Source organism: Pseudomonas lurida (genome assembly GCF_013522705.1).
Lineage (GTDB): Bacteria > Pseudomonadota > Gammaproteobacteria > Pseudomonadales > Pseudomonadaceae > Aquipseudomonas > Aquipseudomonas quebecensis.
Window position 1 is genome coordinate 185231 of sequence record NZ_JAAMRE010000005.1, and the last position, 24924, is coordinate 210154.

Consider the following 24924-nt stretch of genomic DNA (forward strand, 5'->3'; position numbering starts at 1 on the left):
AATAGGCGTTGAAGGAACTATGAAATTGCGTCCGCATAGAAAGTTAACTGCACCCTTGAACATACAAAAGTCCTTACTAGTTGTAGGCTTGAGTTGTATGTTCTTAATGGCAGACACCAGTTTTGCCGCAGTTTCGTCTTCTCAGACGCTGACCATGGATCAGGCACTGGAATCGGCCTTTGCTAACAATCCCGATTTGGCGGCAGCACAATGGGAAATTGGTATCAGCCAAGGAGATCGAAAACAAGCGGGTTTGATTCCCAACCCCGAGCTTTCTTGGGAAGCTGAAGATACCCGACGGAGCTCGCGCACTACGACGGTAATGATCAACCAACCGATTGAGCTTGGCGGCAAGCGCGGAGCTAGGATAGACGTTGCCAGTCGAGCCCAAGACGCGGCTAGTATTGAATTGGAGCGTAAACGCAATATTCTACGTGCAGAAGTCATCCAGGCCTTTTCTAGCGCCTCGACGGCCCAGCAGAGATTGCTCTTATCGCGTCAATCCCTTGTGCTTGCCGAGCGCGGTGTTCGTGTTGCTCAAGGACGGATTAATAGTGGTAAATCATCCCCCATCGAAGGTACACGAGCAGAGGTACAGTTATCTGAAGTGCGCCTAGAACTGCGGCGTGCTGAGCGCGACGAAGCAAATGCCTATCAGCAGCTTGCGCGCGTAATGGGCGCACCGTTGCCTTCGTTTAAATCCGTCGGTGAGTCAGACCGGCCAATGCCCAACGTTCCGGAACCGTCACTGCTGCTCAACCGCATCGGTGAAACTGCCGAATTACGATTGGCAAAACTACAAATTGATCAGCGTGAAGCTTCTCTTGATCTGGAGAAGTCTCAGCGTGTTCCAGATCTCACCGTAAGTGTGGGCAGTCAATACGATGAACGAGAACGCGAGCGTGTGAACGTTGTGGGGCTGTCGATGCCCATTCCGTTGTTCAATCGTAATCAAGGCAATGTACTGGCAGCAGCCCGCCGAGCCGATCAGGCCCGCGACCTTCGCAATTCAAGCGAGTTACGCCTGCGTACAGAAATTCAGATCGCTCTGGATCAGTGGATGACGGCGAACACCGAAGTTACCTCTTTCAATCAAACCATCCTGCCTGCCGCCCAAAATGCCGTCGACACCGCGACCCGAGGTTTCGAAATGGGCAAGTTCAACTTCCTGGATGTGCTCGATGCACAGCGCACGTTGATCAGCGCACGTAACCAATACATCCAGGCCATTGCAGAGGCAACAGACGCCTGGGTGCGCATTGAGCGAGTTTTCGGTGATGTCACTCAATTAACTCGTTCCCAGTGAATTTCATATAACGCTTTTGTACCGCTGCTCAGCACTGCATTGTCACGCTAATCCGTGACTGCCCGATTGAGCTGCGTAGGGAGTTTCCATGGATAAAAAACAAATCTTTGTGATCGCGCTGACCCTGACGGTGGGCATGGGAATCGGCTCATTCTGGGTTGGTAAAACGTCTGCACCGTCCGCCGAAGCTCAGCCTCATGAGGAGCATGGCCACGATGACGACGGCAACAAGGATGCCGGTGGGTCAACAGCTGTAGGCGAACATGCCGAGGGCGAAGAGGAGGAAGGTCACCTGACACTTAGCGAGGAGCAGATTAGCGCGGCTGGCATCCAGTTGGCCGAAGCAAAGGCACACAGCATCAGCCTGTCATTGCCCTTCCCAGGAGAAGTCCGGTTCGATGACGACCGGACTTCCCATGTCGTGCCCCGAGTGCCTGGCGTCGTCGAGTCGGTACATGTCAATCTTGGCCAGCCGGTGAAAAAAGGCCAGCTACTAGCCGTGATCGCCAGCCAGCAAATTTCTGATCAGCGTAGTGAGCAAGCCGCAGCGCAACGTCGTCTGGAGTTGGCGCGTACCACCTACGAGCGTGAGCGACAGTTATGGCAAGACAAAATCTCTGCCGAACAAGATTTCCTTCAAGCCCGTCAGGCTCTGCAAGAAGCTGAAATCGCCCTCAGCAATGCCCGTCAAAAAATCAGCGTACTCAGTGGCAGCTCGGTAGCCAGCGGCGGCAACCGGTATGAGCTGCGTGCGCCGTTCGATGGCGTCGTGGTTGAGAAACACTTGGGCCTTGGTGAGGTTGTCAGTGAAACCACCAATGCCTTCACTCTCTCGGACTTGTCGCGTGTGTGGGTAACTTTTGGCGTCTCCCCCAAGGATTTGAACAAGGTGCTGGTGGGCAAGTCCGTCACCGTCAATGCCCCAGAGTTAAGTGCCGAAGTCACCGGCACCGTGGCCTACGTAGGAAGTTTGTTGGGCGAGCAGACCCGTACCGCCACGGTCCGCGTGACCCTACCCAATCCGAAAGGCGCCTGGCGTCCCGGACTGTTCGTTACCGTGCTGGTAGATACCGATACCCGGCAGACGAAAGTCGCGGTGCCAGAAGTGGCGATCCAGACGGTCGAGGATAAACCGACAGTTTTCGTTCGAACTGATGACGGATTTAAGGCGCAGCCGGTGGAAATAGGCAGTCGTGCGGCGGGTCTGGTTGAGATCACAGAGGGCCTGGAGCCCGGTGTTCAAGTCGCTGCTGCCGGCAGCTTCATTCTGAAATCAGAGCTGGGTAAAGCCTCGGCTGAACACTCCCACTGATCCGCCATTTCCACGAGAAGGTTCTTATGTTCGAACGCCTGATCCAATTTGCAATCGAGCAACGCATCATCGTGCTGCTCGCGGTTCTTCTCATGGCTGGCCTCGGCATCGCCAGCTATCAGAAACTTCCGATCGACGCAGTACCCGACATTACAAACGTCCAGGTGCAGATCAACACGGGTGCCGCAGGTTTCTCGCCACTGGAGACAGAACAGCGAATCACCTTCCCCATCGAAACCGCCATGGCCGGCTTGCCAGCTCTTGAGCAAACGCGTTCGCTCTCACGCTCAGGTCTGTCGCAAGTCACCGTGATATTCAAGGAAGGCACCGACCTGTTTTTCGCCCGGCAATTGGTCAATGAGCGACTGCAGGTGGCCAAGGAGCAATTACCCGAGGGCGTGGAAGCGGTCATGGGGCCGATCTCTACCGGCCTGGGTGAGATTTTCCTCTGGACAGTCGAGGCAAAAGAAGGCGCCGTTAAAGAGGACGGCAGCCCTTACACCCCGACCGACTTGAGGGTGATCCAGGATTGGATTATCAAACCTCAGTTGCGCAACGTTCCCGGCGTCGCCGAAATCAACACCATTGGTGGTTTCGCCAAAGAATATCAAATTGCTCCCGATCCAAAACGCTTGGCGGCGTACAAGCTGACTCTGACTGATCTTGTGACGGCGCTGGAACGGAATAATGCCAACGTCGGTGCCGGATACATTGAACGCAGTGGTGAACAACTCCTGATTCGTGCTCCCGGGCAGGTGGCAACCACCGACGACATTGCCAACATCGTGATGGCCAACGTCGATGGCACGCCGATCCGCATCAAGAATGTGGCAACAGTTGATATCGGCCGTGAGCTGCGCACGGGGGCCGCTACCGAAAACGGTCGTGAAGTCGTGCTTGGCACTGTGTTCATGTTGATCGGTGAAAATAGCCGAACCGTCTCTCAGGCCGTTGCCGCCAAACTGGAGCAAGTCAATCGGTCACTACCTGAGGGGGTGGTGGCGGTCACGGTATACGACCGTACCAATCTCGTGGACAAGGCGATTGCCACGGTCAAAAAGAACCTGATTGAAGGTGCGATCCTGGTCATCGCAATTCTGTTCCTGTTCTTGGGCAACATTCGCGCCGCATTGATCACTGCCATGGTTATTCCTTTGGCCATGCTGTTCACATTCACCGGTATGTTCACCAACAAAGTCAGCGCCAACCTGATGAGTCTCGGCGCGTTGGACTTCGGCATCATTGTTGACGGAGCGGTGGTGATTGTCGAAAACGCGATCCGGCGCTTGGCTCATGCACAACAGCACCATGGACGTATCCTCACACGTTCCGAACGGATGCATGAAGTGTTTGCAGCGGCAAAGGAAGCGCGCCGCCCATTGATTTTCGGTCAGTTGATCATCATGGTCGTGTATCTCCCGATTTTTGCCCTGACCGGTGTTGAAGGGAAAATGTTCCACCCCATGGCGTTTACAGTCGTAATTGCCCTGCTGGGCGCCATGCTGCTGTCCGTTACCTTTGTTCCTGCGGCGATTGCCATGTTCGTAACTGGCAAGGTCAAGGAACAAGAGAACGTGATCATGCGTGGCGCGCGTCGGATGTATGCACCTGCGCTGGATTGGGTCATGAACCACCGATCAGTAGCCTTTGCCATGGCACTAGGCCTCATTGCAGTGTGCGGGGTTGTCGCCAGTCGAATGGGAAGTGAGTTTGTACCGAGCCTCAGCGAAGGGGATTTTGCCCTGCAAGCACTACGCGTGCCGGGCACCAGTCTGACGCAATCGGTAGAAATGCAGCAGCGTTTGGAAAAGCTAGTGCTGGCAAAAGTGCCTGAAGTCGAGCGAGTTTTTGCTCGTACCGGTACCGCAGAGATTGCCTCCGATCCAATGCCGCCGAATATCTCTGACAGCTATGTGATGCTTAAGCCTAAGGATCAATGGCCTGACCCGAACAAATCCCGGGATGAGTTAGTCGCGGATATTCAAAAGGCTACGGCCGCGATGCCCGGCAGCAACTATGAGCTTTCGCAGCCAATTCAATTGCGTTTCAACGAGCTGATATCAGGCGTGCGCAGTGACGTAGCCGTTAAGGTCTTCGGTGATGACATGGTAGTGCTTAACAGCACAGCTGCGAAAATCGCTGCCTCTATGCAGAAGGTCGAAGGAGCTTCAGAGGTCAAAGTCGAGCAGACCACAGGGCTACCAGTACTTACCATTAACATCGACCGTGACAAGGCCGCGCGTTATGGCCTGAATGTTGGTGATGTACAGGACACCATAGCGGTAGCGGTTGGTGGTCGCCAAGCGGGTACGATGTATGAAGGAGACCGTCGTTTCGATATGGTTGTGCGTTTATCCGATGCCATGCGCAAGGACATTGAAGGGTTGTCTACGTTGCTGATTCCAGTACCGGCGCTGGTCAATGGCAATGCAGAACAGATTGGTTTTATTGCCCTCTCAGAAGTGGCAACTCTCGATCTGGTGCTTGGGCCGAACCAGGTCAGTCGCGAAAATGGTAAGCGTCTGGTAATCGTAAGCGCTAACGTGCGAGGTCGGGATATAGGCTCTTTTGTTCAAGAGGCCAGCAGCGCTATTGATCGAGAGGTACAGGTGCCGGCTGGTTATTGGACTAACTGGGGTGGGCAATTTGAGCAACTCCAGTCGGCTGCGAAACGTCTCCAAATCGTTGTCCCGGTGGCCCTGCTCCTTGTATTTGCCCTGCTTTTCATGATGTTCAACAATCTCAAGGACGGCCTCCTGGTATTCACCGGTATTCCATTCGCGTTGACTGGAGGGGTCATGGCTTTGTGGCTACGTGACATCCCGCTATCGATCTCGGCGGGTGTTGGTTTCATTGCTTTGTCGGGGGTTGCGGTGCTGAACGGTTTGGTGATGATAGCGTTCATTCGCAATCTTCGAGAGCGGGGGTATTCGTTAAATTCTGCTATCAATGAAGGAGCCCTCACGCGGCTTCGTCCGGTATTGATGACAGCTTTGGTGGCTTCCCTCGGCTTTATACCTATGGCTCTGGCCACTGGCACCGGGGCAGAGGTTCAACGACCACTGGCCACCGTTGTGATTGGGGGCATCCTGTCCTCGACTGCATTAACGCTGTTAATACTGCCTGCGCTCTATCAATGGGTGCACCGCCACGATGAAGATGAACCCGCAGAAGGGAGAATAACAACCCAATAGTTCTTTTGGTTTTGAGCCCGCTGCGGTTGTTCATCAGCGGGTTTTTTATACCAGGAACGATTACGAATATGTAATCTGAGCGCCACCGTGATGATAGGTTCGCATTGATACCCTAATAGCGTTATCTATATGAGGTGTCAGAATGAAACTTACTAAAATCTTTGCTGTTGCGGGCGCTTTGGCCCTTTCTTCATTCGCTATGGCGGAAGGCGGTGGAGACAGAACATTCGAGAAGATGATGGCGGCAAAAGATCTGGCAATGGAGAAGTATGTGGCGAAACAAGGAAAAAATGCCTCAGTGGTGTCAAGTGACGAAAAGAATGAGAAGGCTAAGTAAGCGTAGCCATGCAGTTTGGAATCAGCCCGCCCCTAGGCTCCTAGTGGCGGGTTTTTTTTGCCGGTTTGATTACATACTTGTAATTTTAGCGCCACCCGGTCGCAATCATTAGCCTGATATTATCTTGACTGTATTAGTTGAGGTGCTGAATATGAAATCTATCAACATTTTAGCTTTGTTCGGAGTTTTAGCTGTCTCGTCAAGCGTGTTTGCAGAGGGGGGAGGAGATAAGGCTTTCGAAAAAATGATGGCTGCCAACACCAAAGCTATGGAGAAGTACGCAGTCAGCCAAGGAAAAAGCGCGCCGGTACCGAAGCGATATGAATATGGAATGAAGGTGGATGTGGTAAAGGTGATCAGTGTGGTGCGGCCTGCGAAAATCTGCGCAGTAGTGCCGGCCGCAATGACTTATGAAGACTCCGTAGGGCAACTAAACACGATCACTTACACTGTAGCTGGAGACTGCCGTAGGCGAGGCGGTTAATACCTGCGCTGTCATATGACAATTAAACGCGCGACCCGCTTCGTTAGTCAAAGGTGTCGGGCGTTTTTGTTTGTTCGAGTTCTGAAAGGCAAAAAAAGACGCCCCGAAGGGCGTCTCAAAATTCACCTTACCAAAGGAGCAAAGGAGCTTCCAAAGGTGAATGGATATGACAACTGAACAGCATTGAGTTTGGATTTTCACAATCTAGCTACTCATCCATAGAACCCCAGCCAGATGCGCTAGCTAAGATTCTATCAACTCACGATAAGTATAAAAAACATAACCTAACGTGAAGATGATTGAAAAATGACATTTCTGTAACTTTTCGAAGGACGGGACGCTCGCACAGCGAGTCATCCCGTTCGATGTCACATGACAGCTAATGGATACTCAACAATCACACGTACTTCATCAAGGTCAGATTCAAACGCTGTAGCACGAGTGTTTGCTTGGCGCAGGCGGAAAGACATGTCCTTCAAAGATCCGGTCTGAACGACATATTTCACCTCAATATCGCGTTCCCAGCGTTTCTGATCGGTCAGCGGATTTCCCTCTGCATCCCGTCGCATGTAGGTTCCATTAGCGTTGGAGTAATCGGCATCGGTGCCACGGGCGTAACGTGTCATAAACGACAGTCCTGGCACGCCATATGTCGTCATATCCAAGTCGTATCGGACCATCCATGAACGCTCTTTAGGCGAGTTGAAATCGCTGTATTGGATTGAGTTGTCGAGAAAAATGGAATCCGATTGGCGGAGGTAGTCGAAGTCGTCGTTACCATTGTTTCGTTGGTGAGACAATGCGACAGAGTGTGCGCCATACTTCACGCCGACTTTAGCACTCCAAATATTATTGTTGAATTCACCTAGCAATTTTTTGCCTTCGTCGACGGCTTTGTAGTAGTTCAAGCCGCCGAATACGGAGAGTTCATCCGAAAGCGAATAGTTTAATCCCGTGCCGGCATAATATTGATTCCAGGCGTCTTTAAGGCGGCTGGAGTAGAGGCTAACGATCACATTCTTGTTCAGATTGTAGTCACCGCCAAAGTAGCCGACCCACGGTGAATTAACAGGTCCGGCATAAAATGTCGCGAAATTGTCGCGCATATTGCTGGAAGTTGGCTGGCTCATAGCGTGAAGGCGGCCCGCCTGAACAGTCAATCCGTCAAAGCTGGTGTTTGTCGCCGTTACGCCTGTGAAACTTTCTGGTAGAAGTCTGGAGTCACCAGCGGCAACGACTGGGTTAGATGGGAATACGTCGCCGACCTTTACTACCGTGTCAAAGGCGCGAATTTTTGCTGCACCTCCAATTTTAGTATATTCGTCTCTAGCCTGCCCATCACTATTGACCGGTAGTACATCGAACGAACTACGGCCACCATTACGCCCGTCACCTGTGTCGAGTTTCAATCCGATCATGGCGAACGCGTCAACACCGACACCCACAGTGCCCTGAGTAAACCCGGACTCGAATTTACTAATGATGGCATGTGCCCAGGCCTCGGAGTAACCGTTGCCCGTTGCACTCGATTGGCCGTTGCGATGATCACGATTGAAGTAATAGTTTCGGTTGAGAACAGTAAGGCTGCTGCCTTCCACAAATCCTTCGGCCTTTTCTTCCGCAAATACCGTGGACGGGCCAGAACTGACAACGATCGCCAACGCGGCCATCGAAAATTTCGTGTTGTTATTCATACATCACTCCTTAGGTTCGGCAGAACTAGAAAGCTCTTCGGCTGGAATTATTGTTTACAGAAAGCAGGATGTGCCTCCCGCATCGTCGCCGAGCTGTATCGTTGCAATCTGGAGATAACGTGGACATGATCAGAAAATTACAATTTTGTAATGTAAATCTGCTTTTTTAAAATTGCCTTTATTTGGAGCGCGTGTCAGCTGATGTGCAGATCTTGTTTGCTACCTTAACGTTCATGGGAGCCTTATGATCCGCAGCGCACCGGGTATTCACACGCAATCTGCGCTCAGATCGTATCGGTCCAACGAAACGCCTTTTTTGACGCAACTGCGAAGCTAATGATGTCCGCCGAGCCAATACGTGGGTGGCTGTATTCGCGGTGAGGTGGGAGCCTGTTGGTAATCCAGAATGTATTACGCTTACTTCGTAGGTGGGAGGGACACGAACCATGGCTTGCCAGCGGCTAGCGACGAGTCCTCCCCGAGCGACATGTACGTACTAGATACGAAATCATCTAAGCTTATCCATGGCTGGGAACGGCTCAAATCGTTACTCGACCAATGCCTAAGCTTCATGCTTACAGCCATTGGCTGACATCTCTGAACGGCCGGAAAGAGCGACTGATGCATTTTCAAACGGCGCGCATACCGGCTGCTTCGCTTTTCCTAGCTATGGGGCTCGAGGGTACGAGATCACCTCTTCGGTATATTCTAAGACGGAGCAGACAAGCTTAAGACAGGAATTGTGCGATCACTGAAGAGACGTGTACGCAAATTAGCGAGTTTATCTCTTTCACATAAACTCGCTAATTTCAGTACATACGCTGTGGTCAGCGCTCTTAATAAGTCGCATTTACCATAAAACGGCGCCGCCATTCCCCCTTCCGTTGGGGTCAAATACGACCTTGGTGCTTAAGACGATTCAGCCTCCGCCACTCTCAGATCTTTCTTGTATTTGGGGTGAATGACCTTAAGATGATTTTATCTGGCCATCATCGTTTTTTTCATGGATGTTTCTCGGGGGTAGGTCGAAATGGCAGAGCAAGAAGACGCTAAAGTCGCGAGCGGGCGCTTTAACACGAATGATGAGACGAAGCGGATCGTGTGGATACAGGCCGCTGGTCATTGTGAACTGTGTGGTACAGATCTAACGTTCGACTATCGTGCCGGCAAACCGATGAAATGGGGCGAAGTGGCGCATATCCTACCCGCCAGTCCGAAGGGGCCTCGGGGCCGCGCAGATCATGACGCTGAGGCGCATACCAACGATACCGCTAACCTGATGCTCCTGTGCCCAGGCTGTCATGACAAAATTGATCGTGACGCAGATGGTTACCCTGAAAATGATTTGAGTGGTTTACACCAAGCGTACATGGAACGCATCCGACTCGCCGCAACGACCCCCGATGGTGGCAGAGCCATTCCTCTCATCGTCCAGAGTCAGCATTTCCAGACTGTCACCGATATTCCCGTTCGCGATCTGTTGACTGCGATGTCTGCTGAGGGATTTATCGCCTTCGATCAAGGCATCAAAATCACTTTCCCTGCACCCGGACCGCGAGGTAGGGACGCGACCTATTGGCAGAACATCAAAGACAGTGTCCAGTATGAGCTGGAGCAGCAACTCAAGCGTCGCGGCGGCACCTATGGAGACTCGCCCGCGCTGGCGGTAGTCGGCTTGGCCGACATTCCGGCCTTGATGATGTTGGGCCAAAGTATCGGCGACCGTTCCAAACGCTTGATCTTCTCCTTTCACCGCGAGCATCTTTTGCGCTGGCCCGATCAGTCCGCTGAGCCGCCCGCTTTTTTGTTTACACCTCCCTCCGACGGCGACGGGCCACTTGCGCTTGTGCTCTCCATTTCTGCGCAAGTTCCAGTTCGCGACGTGACCGACGCTCTGCCCGGTGCACGTATTGCAGAGCTGTCGATCCCAGAGCCAAGCTATGCGATGGTACAAAACCGTCGGGTGATTCATGCCTTTCGTGACGCACTTCAAATACGACTGAGCCAGCTTGAAGCTTTGACTCCTGACCCTATTCACGTCTTCGCCGCTATTCCTGCGGCATTGGCCATCGAGTTTGGCGCGTTGCTCACTACGCAGCATCAACATACGTACCTGATCTTCGATCGGGACAAAGAAAACCAAGATCGGTTTACGCAAACACTGCAATTGGGCTCGGTGGCCCAGGAGGCTAGGTAAATGCTTTTGAGCAACGAACAGACCAAGCGCAGCAGTTGGGAATATTTTCTGCTTCGCGCCGCGCGGGAAATCTCGCTGTCGGAAGCGCAGTACGAAAAAATTAATGACCGCTACTCCCAACTGGAAAAAATCCTCTCGGCTTCCGACAACCCGCTGCTCGCTGAGGCCCATATTTTCGTTCAAGGCTCGATGCGGCTGAAAACGACCATCAAGCCAATCCCCGGCGCGCCTGCGGATCTGGACACCATTGATGCGGACGCGATTATCTGGCTCCCTCACGCTCAAGGCGCTGGTGCGAAGGAAGTTCTAGAAGCGATTGAGCAGCGTTTTAGGGAAGGCTCCCGCGTTCAGGAAGAAGTTAAGCAATTACGTCGTGGCATCCGGATCGTTTATGCCGACGAAAATCCAGGTTTCCACATTGATGTCACGCCTGCCCGCGCGATCAACGGAAATGGCGAAGCAAACGGCGAGGGTAAGCTGGAGGTTCCGGATCGGGTCACAGGGTGGAAAGCAAGCAGCCCTATCCCTTACTCGAACTGGTTGCAGGTTGCTTCTGCCCAGGAAATCTCTCTGGAAAGCTTGGTAGTTGCCAAAAACCAGCGGATGCTCGATGCCGCGACACAAGATCCATTGCCGCATTATCAGGATTACATCGATCAAGATCCCCTGCGTGCGACCATCAAGCTGCTCAAGCGGCATCGCGATGAATGGGCCATCAACACAAGGAGCGCTGATACTCGCCCCATATCTGCGGTCATTACCACTTTGGCTACTCACGCATACCTGGATGTCGTAAAGGAATCGCAGTCGAAGCCTCTGGCTCCGCTCGATGCAATTTTGGAAATCGTTCGCAGAATGCCGCAGCACATCGCGCATAGAGGTAGCGACTGCTATGTCTGCAACCCTGCCGATAACGGCGAAAACTTTGCAGAGAAGTGGAATCGACCGGGCGAGGGGCAAGGCTATCGTCAGGCATTCGCCAAGTGGCATGCGGACGCCAGTGCGTCTGTGTCATTAGGTTTGGAAAGTTTTGAATCCAATGATTCCTTTGCCGAGGCAGTGAAAAAGAATTTCGGTATAGCACCGGCATTCATCACGGCAGTGAACAATGAAATCCCTGCGAATTGGACGATGCCCGGCCGACCAGATGGCACTACTCGAAACTCTGCTTCGATGGGTTCGCTCTTCGGAGGGGCCAGCGGTGGCGGAACCTCTCAGTCGAGCGTAAAGCCAGTTGGACGCCTTGGCTGATCCTATTAAGACGCCATTGCAGCGCGGAATCGCCGCACTGCGAAACACCCTAGGTCAGGATGCTGCCGATGCATTGCTCCAGCCCGCACCCATGCGGGCTGACGAAGCGGCGTGCTTTCACTTCCCCTTGCCCATCGATTACACGGGGCAGGAGCGGCGACTGCGTATTGGTTTCCCCTCCAACTTTCCCCGTGGGCTCTTGCGCCTAAACGTCGAACCCTCTCCATGGCTGGTTTGGCCGCATGCCACCAAGTCGGGGCTTTGCCTTCATGGCTTTCAGGAACGCCCCATCATGGGCTCCCCGGAGGTCGTGGTAGAGGACAGCCTTGCTCGCTTGGCCCAAATCGTTTCGTTGTCCAAGATGGGATCAAGCCAGGCAACGCGCGATATCGAATTTCAGAATGAGATCACTACCTACTGGTCGTTTCAGCATGGTCAGTCATTCCAGAACCTCTTACTGTTGGATCGACCTCAGACTGCCTCGCAGTTGTTTGCGCTCAGCGATCCGCGCCGAGCTGTGCCATCCGGTCAGGAAACGGTTTGGTTAGCATCGAACGTAGCTGCACTCAAAGGGCATTACCGACGGGTTGTCGGGCGCTCCGCTGTCATTCGCGCGGCCGAAACTCCCGGTTTTTACGTCAAGCTTCAGACTTATCCGGACATACGCACCCCGGATCCCGAAGATTTATTGCTCTGGCTCACGCCACACCTTCAACCAGACGATGCCGAGCAATTGCTGGCATGGTTTGAGCTGCATGGAACGTTGCCGAGTCGATGGATTGTTCTGGAGCTTCCAGGAGGGGCAGATGCTCCAACATATTGCCTCAATGTTCGGTCGCTCGGCGTACAGCAGGAGCGGGGCGCAAAGTTTGGCTTGCGTACAGCGCGCCGTCGGCCAGCTATCGCAAATGCACATCCTCCGGCGCTCGTCCGAGCAACTGCCCTGGACGTGCTTGATCGAGCGTCCATTCTGTCCCGCGATATAAGTGGCACTGCACAGCATCTTGAAAATGCTCGAGTCGTTTTTGTTGGCGTTGGCTCATTAGGCAGTGCGGTGGCAATACAATTGGCACGATCCGGTGTCGGCCACCTAACCCTCATCGATCCTGACACTTTGGTGTCAGCCAATCTGGGGAGGCACGTACTGGGAGCGGATAGCCTAGGGAGACTGAAAGCCTTAGCGTTGAGGGACAAGATTCTGTTAGATCTTCCGACGACAGAATGTACCGCTTATGCGACTTTTGCCGAAGTGGTGATGAGCAGCAAACCAGAAGTGTTTGATAACGCAGATCTGGTGGTGATCACGACAGCAGACTGGCAGTCGGAGGTCACTGTATGGCGAGCCAAATCAAGCGGCGCTCCTTGGGGGCTTTTACAAGCCTGGAGCGAACCGTATACACAGGTAGGCCATGCTCTATTCGCACCAGCCGGCACCTTTGATGGCCGTCAGTTGTTCACGGACGTCGGCGATTTTCTGCATAGATTTACAGAGTGGCCGGGAGGCGGTGTTGTTCCACTGCCCGCGTGTGGCGAGAGCTTTATCCCAGGCGGCTCGCTGGGAATGACCAATATCGCCTCCATGGTGTCGCACACGGCCTTACGCGCATTGACCGGCAACATCGCCACTGCATCTTGGGTCAGCAGCATTTACAGACCTGAAGATGTGCTGAGCCTAGGAGGCCAATACCATGGGCCCAAGCTGCCAGAGGGGGCGCAGCAGATCCTACTCGAGCGCGGATGGCCGGAAGATAAGGACGAAACGGTATGACGGATATCGCATGGCGCTGGCGATGGCCGGAGGTGAATTCCGAGCTGTTGGTGTCCCAAGCTGTCGCGGACATCTTGGATAGCCATCGGCAGGGCCTTTTTGGCGTGGAGCGAGGGGGACAGTTATTCGTCAACCCGGTTGATCCGAAAGGGTTGCTGCTGGCCTTGGCCACGTTGCCTCATCGCGCCGATCGGTCAGGCTGGTCTTGGCTAGAGTTGGATGCGGAGCGGTGCCGTCAGGAGATCCAGGCTGCCAACGAACAAGGGTTACGTCTGGTGGGCTATTGGCATACGCACCCCCAATCCGTTCCGGTGATCTCTCCGGCAGACATCGGAAGCTTCTCCAAATTTGCTGCACGTTACACGCAGGATCTGCCGCACCCAATAGCCATTATTGTCGGCAAGTCCGAAAAACCAGAAGGTATCAAGGCGTGGTCGTTCAGGGACGGCAGATATGTTGAGGCAACCTGGGTCAGATGAGCTTCAAGTCCGTGCGGTGGAACGCAGGTCAGCGTTTACCTTTACCCGCTAGCATTAGTGCGAAGAGCTCTGCCTGAAAGCGGGCATCATCCAATGCGTTATGGTTCGGTTCGCTGAGTGGCTTCAGCGCAGCGGTCATCTTGGATGATTTTGTTTCCTGCCAGCTGCACCCTACAGCTCCCATGAAGTAGGCCTTCATGTCGATAGCTGTAAAACCAAAGGGGTTGGTTTCCAGGTATTTGTGGAAGTAGTAATTGACGAATGACCAGTCAAACGGTGCATTGAGTCCTACGAAAATGACTTTTTGTCCCGTTTGGCAGGACGATTTCAGCCACTGATCAAATGTCAGCATCGCCTGTTGCGGAGCGAGGCCCTCGCTCTCCAGCTTCTCCAGACTCAGCCCCGATACTGCCAGCGCTTCGGGGTCGTGTTTCGGACTGTCAGGCCGCAGTTCAAGATAGATGGACGTTTCAGGTTGGGCTACAAGACAAGCTCCAATGGAAAGCAGACTGTATTCGCCTGGTATAGGCCCAGAAGTCTCGACGTCGACGGAAACATAAAGCTCATCAGGGTGCATGTCATATCCTTTCGTGTAGTTACCTGATTACGCTCAGGCTCTTAGCCATGTGAAGGTGGAAAGGCAGGTATAGCCGTTGACCCATTTTTTGCCCTTTCACTCGTTATCCGGCGTTCGAGCAGCGGCAGTGCCTGTCTGTCAGCGGTTGCCCATTCCTTTGGTCAGCTCTGCGCCCAGGCATAATGATGTGTGTCATTCTGATGGCGGATGAGGGCCGGACGATCATGAGTGAAACCGAGCGTTGGATAGTCAAGTGCCAAAAAACTGAGGACGGTACTGGCGACATCATCATCGATCTGCCTCAAGAGTTGCTTGACCAAATGAGGTTAGGTGTTGGGGACGACCTGGAGCTAACCGTAGCGAATGGCACACTAGTGCTTACGCCCGTGCACAACGCAACATCATTGCGGCCCATGGTTTCTGGCGTCCTGCGTCAGGATGTCTATCATGCTTACCGCATGCGTCTGGAGAGGCTTCTTCATATCTCTGTCAATGCCTCGGATCTGGACATTCACGACATGATAGTAGCTGGCTTCTCGGTCAGCCTGATCAAAATGCTTTGTGATGATGGAACCTTAAGCGACGAAGAGCGCGACAGAATCATTCAACCCAAAACGCTAAAAACAAAACTGTCAGCCAATCAGCTCTTAACCCTGCCTGAGAGCGATCGCCTTTTCCGGTTTGTACATATTACCGCCATGGCCGAGGTGATCTTCGGTGACAAAGTTAAGGCCAAACAATGGCTTTCCAAACCCAAAGCCCGCTTTTTGGGAGAAAGCCCATCGTCGATGGTTGCTACAACCTTTGGCACACATCTAGTCGAAGAAATGCTGATTCAAGTGTCGGAGGGCATGTCATTTTGATTCAGCCGCAGCCAAACGGCGTCTACCGCTCCTTGAGTAACATGGATTTCAGGCGCCTATACCGGCGTCGCCTTGCCGATACGGCATCCACGGGCATCCATTGAAGCACTAGGTTTCACTCACATCGGCACGTACCGTTGAGAAAGATACACGCACGGCAATGGCATAGCTGGGTACTGGCGCAAACCACTTTATCGGGTGGCAGCTCGATAGAAATCATCCCGTTCAGTGAGATGAAGGGAGAAGACGAAACAGCCATGAGGTCACCCTGCTGCTATCCGTCGGCATCGGAACCTGGTGATCCGCTAGCAGCTAAGCTGAGTGATGCTTCTCGTTCGAATCGGTTTTTTTGATCGGCAGGAGGTAGTCATGAATTTGGCAGATTATATTTCAGTGCTTTCTGATGGTGAGAAAATAGACGGATGCCAACTCACCACACCAGATGCTGTAGCGCTCGCCCGCCTGCATTTCCCTTCCCGTGCCTATTGTCTTGTTGCTGATTGGGCAATATTGGATCTCGACGTCACAACAAGTCAGCTGAAAGCCATTAAGGACAGGGAGCTAATTCCTGCTCTCGTTTACGCTTCGACCGTTATCCAAGATAGTAAAGGTCGCTTCGCACCTGGTGATTGGGTCAAAACAACACTGGGTGTTTCTTTCACCCACAACTGCCTGTTTCCAACAAAAAACACAGTTTATGTGCTGATGGGGGCCGGTCGAAGGTTGCGTACAGATTTAGACATCGCACTGAGCCTGTGCTGAAAAACTCACTCCCACACAGGTGAGTGGCAAGTCGCGCTCGCATAGCGTTTCGGCATGAATGAACGCCGTCGCTGTTGTGTCAATCTATGTTGTTACCAATCGAGCATCGTATTTGAAATGTGACGCGTCTGTGTCAGTCTATGTTGCTGTTGTATGGACCCCGGATCATCCTACAGGCCCCGGTTTACTTGAGGGGCTGTGTCAAACTATGTTGTTGGTAACCACGCCCGTTCGGGTCTCCACTGCCAACCCTCCCTAAGGCACAAACTCCACCCGCAACCCCCGACTCGCACTGCGCCCCTGATCGTCGCTGACCCGCAACCGGTACTCCCCCGACTTCCCCGGTCGCCAATTCAGCGTGGCCTGTGGCGAGCCCTGGCCGATCAAGGTTTGGTCAGCAAACCAGTACAGGGTCACCGCATCGCTGGCCGCGTTCGCGTTCAGCGGGATGCTTTCCTGGGGCTGGGACAGGCGCAGTTGGTAGCTTACTTGGGTCAACGGCGAACGAATCTGCGGCGCTTCGCTCTGGTCGCTGATGCGGTTGGGCTGGCAGTTTTTCATCACATTGGGCGGTGCACGGCGCGGCAGGCCGGCGGCGCGGTACAGGCGTTGTACGTCGCTCGGCCAGAACTCGAAGACTTCCTCGCGGGTGTATTGCGGATCGAACGGTGGGCAGGCCGCTTTGCCGGTGCGGGTGTCGATCAGCACCGGGCGGTGCAGGTTGGACACGCGAATCGGTGAGACGCCAGGGATGTACCAGGTCTTGCGGGTTTGCGGGCACCAGCGGTTGGGCAGGTCGCCGGAGGCGGCGCAGACGTCGATGCGCACCAGTCCGGCAGGTGGCTTGTCGGCCTTGATGACGACGTTCGGCAAAGCCAATGGCAGGGCGTCGGCGATACGGAAGAACAGCGGCGCGGCGGTCTTGGCACCGATAAATGCAGGGTTGGGGCGCCCGTCGAAGTTACCCACCCACACCACCAGCACATACGGGCCCACCAGGCCGGCGCTCCATGCATCATGAAAGCCCCAGGACGTGCCGGTTTTCCACGCGGTGCGCCAATGGTGCGCGGGCAGGCCATCCGGACGCGGGTTGCGGCGCAGCATGTCGCGCACCATGAAAGCGGCCTGAGGGGTGAGCAATTGCACGCCTATGGATGGCGGTTGTTCCTGCACATAGCGCAACGGTCGCAGATGCCCGTCGCCCGCCAGCATTACGTATAGACGCGCCAGCTCCTCCGGGGTCATCTCACCGCCGCCAAGGGCCAGGGCCAGGCCATAGTGGCTCTCATCGCGCAGGCCCTTGATGCCGGCGCGTTGCAACAAACCATACAACGACGGCGACTTGACCTGGCTGGCCAGCCACACCGCCGGGATATTGCGACTACGGATCAAAGCGTCCCGCGCCGTCAGCGGGCCGACAAAACTGCCGTCGAAATTTTCCGGCTGGAAGTAGCCGAAGTTACTGGGCAAATCCTTGAGGATACTCATGGGATGGATAATCCCCTGGTCCAGCGCCAGCCCGTACAGAAAGGGCTTGAGCGTCGACCCCGGCGAGCGTCGGGACAACACGCCGTTGACCTGGCCGTGGATGCCTGTGGATAAGTAATCCGCCGAGCCCACCAACGCCTTGACGCTCTGGTCGCGGCTGTCGATCAGGATGGCCGTTGCGTTTTCCACACCCGTGCTGCGGCGCTCGGCGATAAAACCGCTGATCAAACGTTCAAGCAATTGCTGAAGCGGCAGGTTGAGAGTGCTGTTGATTTGCGTGCCGGTCTGGGAGGCCAGCAGCTGTTCGCTCAGGTGCGGCGCCAGAAACGGGATCTGCTGGCGGTTGCGTGCTTCAAGGGGCAGGTCGAGCAGACTGTCATTGCGCGGGTCTTGTGGATAAGTGTCGCGCCAGTCGGCCATCAAGCGCAGCCGGGCGTTCTGCAGCGACGGCCCGAAACGCGCCCGTCGCCCGGGTTGCTGGGGGATGACCGCCAGGGCCAGTGCTTCTGACAATGACAGCGTTGCCGCAGCCTTGCCGAAGTAGATGCGGCTCGCCGCTTCGGCGCCTTCGATATTGCCGCCCATGGGCGCCAGGTTGAGGTAAGCCTCAAGAATCTCGTGCTTGCTGTAGCGCGCCTCCAGCCACAGCGCCAAGGCTATTTGCTGCACTTTGCCCGGCACCTGGCGGGTGTTCAAATCCCACAGGCGCCGCGCCAGTTGCATGCTCAAGGTCGATCCGCCCTGACGCTGGCCGCCGCTGTAGGTGGCCATGGCCGCACGCAGCAATGCCGCCGGATTGACCCCCGGATGCCAGTAGAAATTGCGGTCTTCCTTGAGCAACAAGGCGTCGATCAGTGACGGCGACATGCGCTCCAGCGGCAGCCACAGGCGATATTGGCCGTCATCCGCCAGGGTCATGCGCAGCAACGAGCCGTCATCGGCCAGCACCACCCGTGATGAGGTGACGGCCTGTTCCAACGAAGCATGGGGCCACAGCCGCAGCCCCGCCAGGAGCGCCGCCGCTGCCAGCAGCGGCGCCAGGCGTTTAAGGCTGGGTGATTTCAAGCTGGCCTACTTTGCCGCGCCCTTGCAGGGTGGTTTCGTACATGCCTTCGGCGTAGGCCGGTGGTGTGTTGAAGTTGCCCGCGTTGGTGGCGCGCACGCGGTACACGAAGGTGCCTGCGTCACGCAGCGCAGTGCCGTACAACACCACCCGATCATCACGCACATCCACGTAATCCGGCTGCCAGTTGCTCAGCTCGGTTTCACCGATGGGCGCCTGCCAGGTGTCGGCCTCTTGGCTGTCTTCACTGGACTCCACGTACTCGGCGTCGTCGCCTTCGCCTTCACTGTCCTCGGTGCTCGCCGCTTCCGGCTCCGGCGCCACGTTATACACAGGCTCGACACCGCCGGGCAGCAGGTCGACCACCGCCACCTGCTGCACCTGGTCGCGGTCGGTGGCGCGCAGACGCAGGCGCACCAGGAACTCTTCGCCCACCGCCACTGTGCTCAGCGGCTCGCCTTTGAGGTCGAGGTACTCGTGGATGATTTCCAGGCCATTGTTGATTGGCTTGAGCTTGGCACCCTTGTCGAAACCGGCTTCGCTGAGCATATAGAACGCCGCCGGGCCGTCGGACTTCTCCATCACCAGCTTCTTAGTGGCGGCCGGTACGGCAGCACGCGGCGGCTGGCCGGCCATGTCCAGCAGTTGTTGCTGCTTGTCGCTCAACCACGCGGTGGCCTTGAGAGTCATGTCGCTTTGGGCGCGCTGGCCGTAGTTGTCCAGGGCGCGCAGCAGCAGGGCCGCCGACAGCGAGTTATAGCGCTGCTCATTGAGCCGCTTGCCGAGCTTATCCAGCAGTGCCGTGGGCACATCGTCCATCAGTTCAGGGAAGTGGCGCGCCAGCAGGTGCAAGTGTTCGGCATCGTGCACCAGCGGGTCGTAGTACAGGCCGTCGCTGTCCCACTTATCCACAAGGGTGCGCCATGGGATCTTGCGGAACAAGGCATCGGCCTGCCGATCCTGCTTGAGCAACTTGTAGCTGGCGGCCAGGTAAGCTGCGCCCAGGTCGTTCTGCCAGGTGTCCTTGAAGTAGCTTTCGTAACGTTCGCGGATATCGCTCAAGGCGCCGCTGACCAGAATCCCCTGACGGCTCAACAGGTAACTGGCGTAGGCGCGATTGCGCAATTCCGACAGGCCTTCGCTAGGACCGTTGGCCAGGTCTGTCAGATAAGCATTCGAGCGTACCAACAGGTCTTCCGGTACCGGCAGCCCGTGCTCTTTGGCTTCGATCAGGAAGTCGGTGGCGTATAGGCTGGCGTACGGCGCCACGTCGGGGTTGGCAGCCCACAAGCCGAAGCCTCCGGCCTGGTTCTGGCGCTGGCGCAGCATGCGTACCGCACTGCCGAAGGCTTGCTCGGCCTCCGGTGCCGTGCCCCCCCAAATCAACGCCGGCATGGCCTTGGACACCAATTGTTCGGTGCAGGCATAGCCGTAGTCATCCAAGTAATGCTTGAGGCCGTTGGCCCATACCATCGGCGAAGCAGCCACGCCCAGTTGCACGTCGCGCAGTTGGCCGAATAGCTCACGGGTGGGTTTGAGTTCTTTGCTGGCGCTGTCGAAGCGTCCCAGGCTCAGGGCCACGCGATGCTCACTCAGAGGACGGATCGACGTGGTCTCGGCCACTTGAATACGTTTGCCGTCCGGCAGCACCGCGACAAAGCGCAGGTCTGCCGAACCCAGGGTTTCGCCCACTTTGATCCTGAACTGCGCAGTGCCTTCTTTGCGCGGTTGCAGGGCCAGCGTGCTGGCCTTGTCGCCCTGTACCACCAGACCGGTGCTGGTCTGCAGTTCAAACTTCACGTCCGCCGCCGCCTCCAGGTTACTGAAGACCCCGGCACTCACGTTGAACACATCGCCCGGTGCCACAAAGGCCGGCACGTTCGGTGTGATGACCAGCGGCCCGCGCACGTCGGTGTTGGTCTCGCTCACGCCGACGCTGTCGCTGTCCACCGACACCGCAAACAGGTGCAGTTTGCCGTTGAAGCTGTCCGGCACTTGATAGTGCAGCACGGTTTCGCCGGCAGGCAGGTCCACCAGACCCGACCACCAGGCCACCGGTGGCTGATGTTTGCGCTTGAACGGGTTGAGATGGTTCGCCAGGGCGCCTTCGGTATCGCCGCCGGGCGCGGCCCCACTGAGCAGACGGCTGAATTCCGGCAGGATCAGGTCAAGGATCTGACTGGTGCCGACCTCCAACGCGCGCTTCTGGAAGAAGAAACCCAATGGGTCCGGCGTCTGATAACGCGCCACCTGCAGGATGCCTTCGTCCACCGCGTACACCACCGCACGGCCCGGACGGTCGGCGGTGACCTTGATATCCAGGGTCTGCCCCGGCTCGATCTTCGCCGGGCCTTCCACCTTCAGCGCCATGCGTCGTGCATCCAGGTTGATGCTGAACGGCACCACACCGTAGGACAGCGGGCTCATGTACACCTCCGGCGAGCCCATATCGCGTACGAATTGCACGTTAACGTAGGCATTGCCCTCAAGCCCTGCCGGTACGCGGATATGTTGCACGCTGGTGGTGCTGTCGGCCTTGAACCACTGTTGGGTGTAGACCTTGTCGCGTTCGATGGTGATCAGGCCCGCGCCGGTATACGGCGCCCGCAGGCTGATGGCGATCTCGTCACCGGTGGCGTAGCTGGATTTATCCAGGCGCAATTGCAGCTCGGCGTTGCGCTCCAGGGAGCGCGAGGTATTGCCGTGCCCGGCCACGCTGTAGTCGATCTGGTTGAGCAGGTTACCGTTGGCATCCTTGACCTGCAGGGTGAAATCTCCCGGCGTCGCGGTGTTCAGTGTCTGCCTGGCGCCGTCCTTGGTCATCGCCAGCGGTGAGGCCGGTTGGCTGATGTTCTTGATGCGCGACTCGTACTTGTACGTGCCGTTGGACTGTTTCACCAGCACCGAGACATAGCGGTGTTCCACCACTTCACTGGTCAGGCCATCTACCGCCAGCGGCGTGAGGTCCGGTGCCACGGCCAGCCATTGCACCTGGCGTGGCGCATCCTTGGCGACGTACGACAGCGAGTCCTGACTTTTCACACCCACCAGGTAGGGCGCGGACGACACAAGCAAAGCACTTTGCGCGGCCACGTTACGGCCGCCCTCGGCTTCATACACCTGGGTCATCACTTGCAGGCGGTAAGTGCTGTTGGCGAAGCGTTGCAGGTTAAGGTCGAGCACGGCCTGGCCGTTATCGTCGAGGGTGCTTTCGGCCAGGTCTTCGGTGCTCGCATCTTGCAGGGCATCGTTGAGGCGGAAGCGATAATCGGGGTAGCGGTCGAAGGCCGCCAGGGTCGGGCTCAGGGACATCTTGCCGGTGACACGACGGTCCGCCGCCGGCGCGCCGAACAGGTGCATGGCGGTGACCTTGGCCACCACTTGGTCAGGCGCGATCCAACCCGCTACCGGGGTGTCGTGCAGGCTCAGGCTGACCTTCATGCGGTCCGGTTCGAAGTCACGCACCTTGAAGCTGACACTGCCCAGGTCGGTGCGCGTCTGTTTCTGGCCGATCAGTTGCAAGGTTGCGGTGTAATCCCCGGCGGGCGCGACTTCGCTGCTGGGGAAATCAAAACTCTCAAAACCGCTGGCGGACAGTTTCAGCGGCTGGCGAATCACTTCCAGGCCGCGTGGGTCGGTGATTTGCAGTTCCACCGGCAGGCCTTGCAGTGCGCCTTTCCAGTTGCCGCTGCGCACGATCATGCCCAAATGCGCGGTTTCGCCGGGCCGGTACAGGCCACGGTCAGTGAACAGGTAGGCGCTGAGACGATCAATCGCGCCGTCTTCCTCCAAACCGCCTACGTCGAAGCGCGACAAATCCAGTTGCTGGGACTGACGGGCAATGGGCAGAAACGACTGGTCATTACCCCGAGTGACCACATACATGAGCGGCGTTTTCTCACGGCGCAGTTCATCGAGCTTGGCGAAATGCGCGTGGCCTTCGGCATCCGAGTGGCCACTGGCGACCGGCAGACCGTTGCGGCCGATGATGTCGACCTGCGCGTCAGCCACCGGTGAACCGTTGCCGATGGACTGCACATAGACATCATGGCTGCCATCACTGGAACGCTTGGCGATGATGCCCAGGTCGGTCACCACGATAAACCGCAGGTCGCTGGTGCCGCTGCGGTCGTAGTCGAAGGTGCGTTCGGCCTGTTCGTCCTGGGGGCTGAGCTTGAGCACAAAAATACCGCGGCGGCCGCCATTGGCGGTGAGGTAGTGGCTCAGGTCCACATTGTCGTAGACGGTTTTCGCCGGGTCGTTGGACGACAGCGCAATGTCCAGTGACTGACGCTCGACCATACGATCGAAGTATTCGTTACCAAAGTTGGGGCGGGCGAAGCTGCCGCTGCTCTGGTCCACCAGATGCTGCAGCTGATTAGGCAGCAGGCGCGCAATTTCCACATGCGCGCCAGGCACGCCACGGGCCATGAAGCCCAGGCGTTTTTCGCCATTGAGGCTGAGCAATGCGCCATCAGACAAGAACTGTAATGTGCGTGGATACGCCGGCATGCTCACCAGCGACGCCGTAGGATTCTTCGCCAGATAGCCGCCGATGGCTTCCAGGTTGGCGGGTACACGCACATACAGCGCGCGGCCGGCCGGGGCCTTGAACTTGAAGGCGTGCAGGGTATTAAGCGGTTCGACGCTGGGCACGTGGGTCAGCGTGACCTTGGTGCTGCGGGCCAACAAGGCGTCATCGATCTCGTTAGTGTTATAGGGACGGGTGTCGTCCTCGGCTTTTTCCGGCAACAGCCAGGCCTGCACCTTACCGGCGATGGTGTCATCGGCCACGGCGCTGGAACTGCTGAACATCAGCACCGGCTCGGGCTCGCCGCGTGCGTTATCCACAAAGCTCACTTCGGCGCCGGTGAACGTCAGGCGATAACGCCCGGGCACGGTCACTTCCGCTACCAGCGGTGCAGTGCTGGCGTTGCCACCGTCGCGGGCCTTGATGCCTTCATCCAACTTAGCGCTGACGGGCGTACTTTCCAGCGGCGTGGCCAGGGCGGCGGAGCGCACGTAGGCGTTGAGTTTATGCTCGTCGAAGGTGATTTCCGGGCGGTTGGGCAACTGCGCATCACGGTACGTCAGGCCTTTGCCGAGAATGACCGACACACGCTTGCGCAGGCTGTCTTCATCCACTGGGTGGGAAAAGTGGAAGGTGGCTAGCAGCTGTTTCAGCGTCGGGTTGGACGGGTCTTGATACAACTCGTTTTGTCCCAGGGTGACGCGCAATGGCTGGGTGGAAAATTGCGCGCTGTATTGGTCGAGCAATACACCGTCGGCCAGCAGGTTTTTCTTTGCCAGGTCCAGGGTGTAATGGGCGTCGATGGGCCAGTCTTTTTCCGGTACGAATACCAGGGTGCGGTCATCCGCCCAGCGCCAGCTGCCGGCAACCTCGGGTTTAAGAGTGATGCCCTCGGTCACCGGTTTGCCGATCGCCGACAGCGGCGCCACGGATTCGCCGAAACGCACCTGCAAGTTATCCACAACCGGTGTTTGCTGGGTGTAGTCGGTCAGGTTCGGTTTGTGCAGCGAATAACTCGCGGTGTGCGGCTGCGGCAGGTGGGAATACCAGTGCCAGCCGTAGAACCCGGCAGCGGCGAGCAGCACAAGGCCGAGCACACCGGCACCGGTCTGGCGTGGGTACGCGCGCGCTTTGCCCCCCAGGTTCGTCACGCCACGGCCGACAGCATGCAGCCACAGCGGCGGCTGCCAGCGACCGAAAACGGCGCCCACCACGGTCAGAAACACACCGACAACACGACGGCTGATGGCTTTGAGCGAATCGAACATGATGGGCATCCCTGGCTAAGTGCGGCGTATCTTACACGCGTCTTTGATACAAAAGATGTCGCCGATACGCCGCACGCGAGGATGTTTACGGGGTTAGTGAACGCTTATGCATTCCAGCGAGCGGTCGACCTGATCGTCCCCACGCTCTGAGTGGGAGTGCCGCCTGGGACGCTCCGCGTGCCGCCAAGCGCTGCAAGTTCTGACTATTGCGCACAGGTGACGCAGAGCGTCACGGGCTGCATTCCCACGCAGAGCGTGGGAACGATCTTTGAAGGGGCCGCTTCGCAGCCCAGGGCAGGCCTGCTCACCACAGCGAGCCCCCTCCCACAATTTGATCTTCGTTCGGCTTG

General features: G+C 56.4%; 15 protein-coding genes. 11 read left to right on the forward strand and 4 right to left on the reverse strand.

Going from position 1 to position 24924, the window contains the following annotated elements; translation table 11 throughout:
* The first annotated feature begins 97 nt into the window (after nt 1–97).
* The 5 genes from G7025_RS06785 to G7025_RS06805 all read left to right on the forward strand — a co-directional run bounded on the left by G7025_RS06785 (nt 98) and on the right by G7025_RS06805 (nt 6633).
* Nucleotides 98–1306 carry a TolC family protein gene (locus G7025_RS06785; RefSeq protein ID WP_024014899.1) on the forward strand — a complete coding sequence of 403 codons (1209 nt, stop codon included), beginning with the start codon at nt 98–100 and terminating at the stop codon, nt 1304–1306.
* Between the two features lie 88 nt (nt 1307–1394).
* The gene (locus G7025_RS06790; RefSeq protein ID WP_024014898.1) at nt 1395–2618 is read left to right on the forward strand and encodes an efflux RND transporter periplasmic adaptor subunit; all 1224 of its coding nucleotides are present in this window, start codon (nt 1395–1397) and stop codon (nt 2616–2618) included.
* A gap of 26 nt (nt 2619–2644) precedes the next feature.
* On the forward strand, nt 2645–5812 hold the full coding sequence (locus G7025_RS06795; RefSeq protein WP_024014897.1) for a CusA/CzcA family heavy metal efflux RND transporter: 3168 nt from the start codon (nt 2645–2647) through the stop codon (nt 5810–5812).
* 142 nt (nt 5813–5954) lie between these two features.
* Nucleotides 5955–6149 carry a co-regulatory protein PtrA N-terminal domain-containing protein gene (locus tag G7025_RS06800; protein WP_024014896.1) on the forward strand — a complete coding sequence of 65 codons (195 nt, stop codon included), beginning with the start codon at nt 5955–5957 and terminating at the stop codon, nt 6147–6149.
* Nucleotides 6150–6300: 151 nt separating this feature from the next.
* Nucleotides 6301–6633, forward strand: coding sequence for a DUF2790 domain-containing protein (locus G7025_RS06805; protein ID WP_024014895.1), 333 nt, complete (start codon nt 6301–6303; stop codon nt 6631–6633).
* A gap of 368 nt (nt 6634–7001) precedes the next feature.
* On the opposite strand, the gene G7025_RS06810 is transcribed toward G7025_RS06805, so the two are convergent.
* Nucleotides 7002–8327, reverse strand: coding sequence for an OprD family porin (locus G7025_RS06810; protein ID WP_024014894.1), 1326 nt, complete (start codon nt 8325–8327; stop codon nt 7002–7004).
* 1030 nt (nt 8328–9357) lie between these two features.
* On the opposite strand from G7025_RS06810, the gene G7025_RS06815 reads away from it, so the two are divergent.
* The 4 genes from G7025_RS06815 to G7025_RS06830 are packed head-to-tail and all read left to right on the forward strand — an operon-like array spanning nt 9358 to nt 14022.
* A complete protein-coding gene (locus G7025_RS06815) occupies nt 9358–10524 on the forward strand; it encodes an SAVED domain-containing protein (RefSeq protein WP_108184652.1) in 1167 nt (388 codons plus the stop codon).
* Nucleotides 10525–11775, forward strand: a complete 1251-nt coding sequence (locus G7025_RS06820; protein WP_108184651.1) for a nucleotidyltransferase domain-containing protein — start codon at nt 10525–10527, stop codon at nt 11773–11775.
* The gene (locus G7025_RS06825) at nt 11759–13543 is read left to right on the forward strand and encodes a HesA/MoeB/ThiF family protein (protein ID WP_108184650.1); all 1785 of its coding nucleotides are present in this window, start codon (nt 11759–11761) and stop codon (nt 13541–13543) included. The genes G7025_RS06820 and G7025_RS06825 overlap by 17 nt, the downstream gene beginning before the upstream one ends.
* The gene (locus G7025_RS06830; RefSeq protein ID WP_032901850.1) at nt 13540–14022 is read left to right on the forward strand and encodes a Mov34/MPN/PAD-1 family protein; all 483 of its coding nucleotides are present in this window, start codon (nt 13540–13542) and stop codon (nt 14020–14022) included. Before G7025_RS06825 ends, G7025_RS06830 begins: the two co-directional genes overlap by 4 nt.
* Nucleotides 14023–14050: 28 nt before the next feature.
* Here G7025_RS06830 and G7025_RS06835 read toward each other — a convergent pair whose 3' ends face one another.
* Nucleotides 14051–14599, reverse strand: coding sequence for a 3'-5' exonuclease (locus G7025_RS06835; RefSeq protein WP_032901853.1), 549 nt, complete (start codon nt 14597–14599; stop codon nt 14051–14053).
* Between the two features lie 224 nt (nt 14600–14823).
* Here G7025_RS06835 and G7025_RS06840 point away from each other — a divergent pair, with 224 nt between their 5' ends.
* On the forward strand, nt 14824–15462 hold the full coding sequence (locus G7025_RS06840) for an antitoxin Xre/MbcA/ParS toxin-binding domain-containing protein (protein WP_231740518.1): 639 nt from the start codon (nt 14824–14826) through the stop codon (nt 15460–15462).
* Between the two features lie 369 nt (nt 15463–15831).
* Nucleotides 15832–16224: a DUF6957 family protein gene (locus tag G7025_RS06845; RefSeq protein WP_070411934.1), complete on the forward strand. Its 393-nt coding sequence runs from the start codon at nt 15832–15834 to the stop codon at nt 16222–16224.
* 255 nt (nt 16225–16479) lie between these two features.
* Here the strand turns inward: G7025_RS06845 and pbpC are convergent, their stop codons facing one another.
* The gene (gene pbpC, locus G7025_RS06850; RefSeq protein ID WP_181077576.1) at nt 16480–18777 is read right to left on the reverse strand and encodes a penicillin-binding protein 1C; all 2298 of its coding nucleotides are present in this window, start codon (nt 18775–18777) and stop codon (nt 16480–16482) included.
* On the reverse strand, nt 18758–24574 hold the full coding sequence (locus G7025_RS06855; RefSeq protein ID WP_181077578.1) for an alpha-2-macroglobulin: 5817 nt from the start codon (nt 24572–24574) through the stop codon (nt 18758–18760). The genes pbpC and G7025_RS06855 overlap by 20 nt, the downstream gene beginning before the upstream one ends.
* Nucleotides 24575–24924 lie beyond the last annotated feature (350 nt).

What these genes read in the sequence shown, in the direction of transcription:
- G7025_RS06830 (WP_032901850.1), top strand. Translation starts at nt 13,540, where the DNA reads ATGACGGATATCGCATGGCGCTGGCGATGGCCGGAGGTGAATTCCGAG.
- G7025_RS06800 (WP_024014896.1), top strand. Translation starts at nt 5,955, where the DNA reads ATGAAACTTACTAAAATCTTTGCTGTTGCGGGCGCTTTGGCCCTTTCT.
- G7025_RS06810 (WP_024014894.1), bottom strand. Translation starts at nt 8,327, where the DNA reads ATGAATAACAACACGAAATTTTCGATGGCCGCGTTGGCGATCGTTGTC.
- G7025_RS06785 (WP_024014899.1), top strand. Translation starts at nt 98, where the DNA reads ATGTTCTTAATGGCAGACACCAGTTTTGCCGCAGTTTCGTCTTCTCAG.
- G7025_RS06840 (WP_231740518.1), top strand. Translation starts at nt 14,824, where the DNA reads ATGAGTGAAACCGAGCGTTGGATAGTCAAGTGCCAAAAAACTGAGGAC.
- G7025_RS06790 (WP_024014898.1), top strand. Translation starts at nt 1,395, where the DNA reads ATGGATAAAAAACAAATCTTTGTGATCGCGCTGACCCTGACGGTGGGC.
- G7025_RS06805 (WP_024014895.1), top strand. Translation starts at nt 6,301, where the DNA reads ATGAAATCTATCAACATTTTAGCTTTGTTCGGAGTTTTAGCTGTCTCG.
- G7025_RS06815 (WP_108184652.1), top strand. Translation starts at nt 9,358, where the DNA reads ATGGCAGAGCAAGAAGACGCTAAAGTCGCGAGCGGGCGCTTTAACACG.
- G7025_RS06845 (WP_070411934.1), top strand. Translation starts at nt 15,832, where the DNA reads ATGAATTTGGCAGATTATATTTCAGTGCTTTCTGATGGTGAGAAAATA.
- G7025_RS06855 (WP_181077578.1), bottom strand. Translation starts at nt 24,574, where the DNA reads ATGTTCGATTCGCTCAAAGCCATCAGCCGTCGTGTTGTCGGTGTGTTT.
- G7025_RS06835 (WP_032901853.1), bottom strand. Translation starts at nt 14,599, where the DNA reads ATGCACCCTGATGAGCTTTATGTTTCCGTCGACGTCGAGACTTCTGGG.
- G7025_RS06795 (WP_024014897.1), top strand. Translation starts at nt 2,645, where the DNA reads ATGTTCGAACGCCTGATCCAATTTGCAATCGAGCAACGCATCATCGTG.
- G7025_RS06820 (WP_108184651.1), top strand. Translation starts at nt 10,525, where the DNA reads ATGCTTTTGAGCAACGAACAGACCAAGCGCAGCAGTTGGGAATATTTT.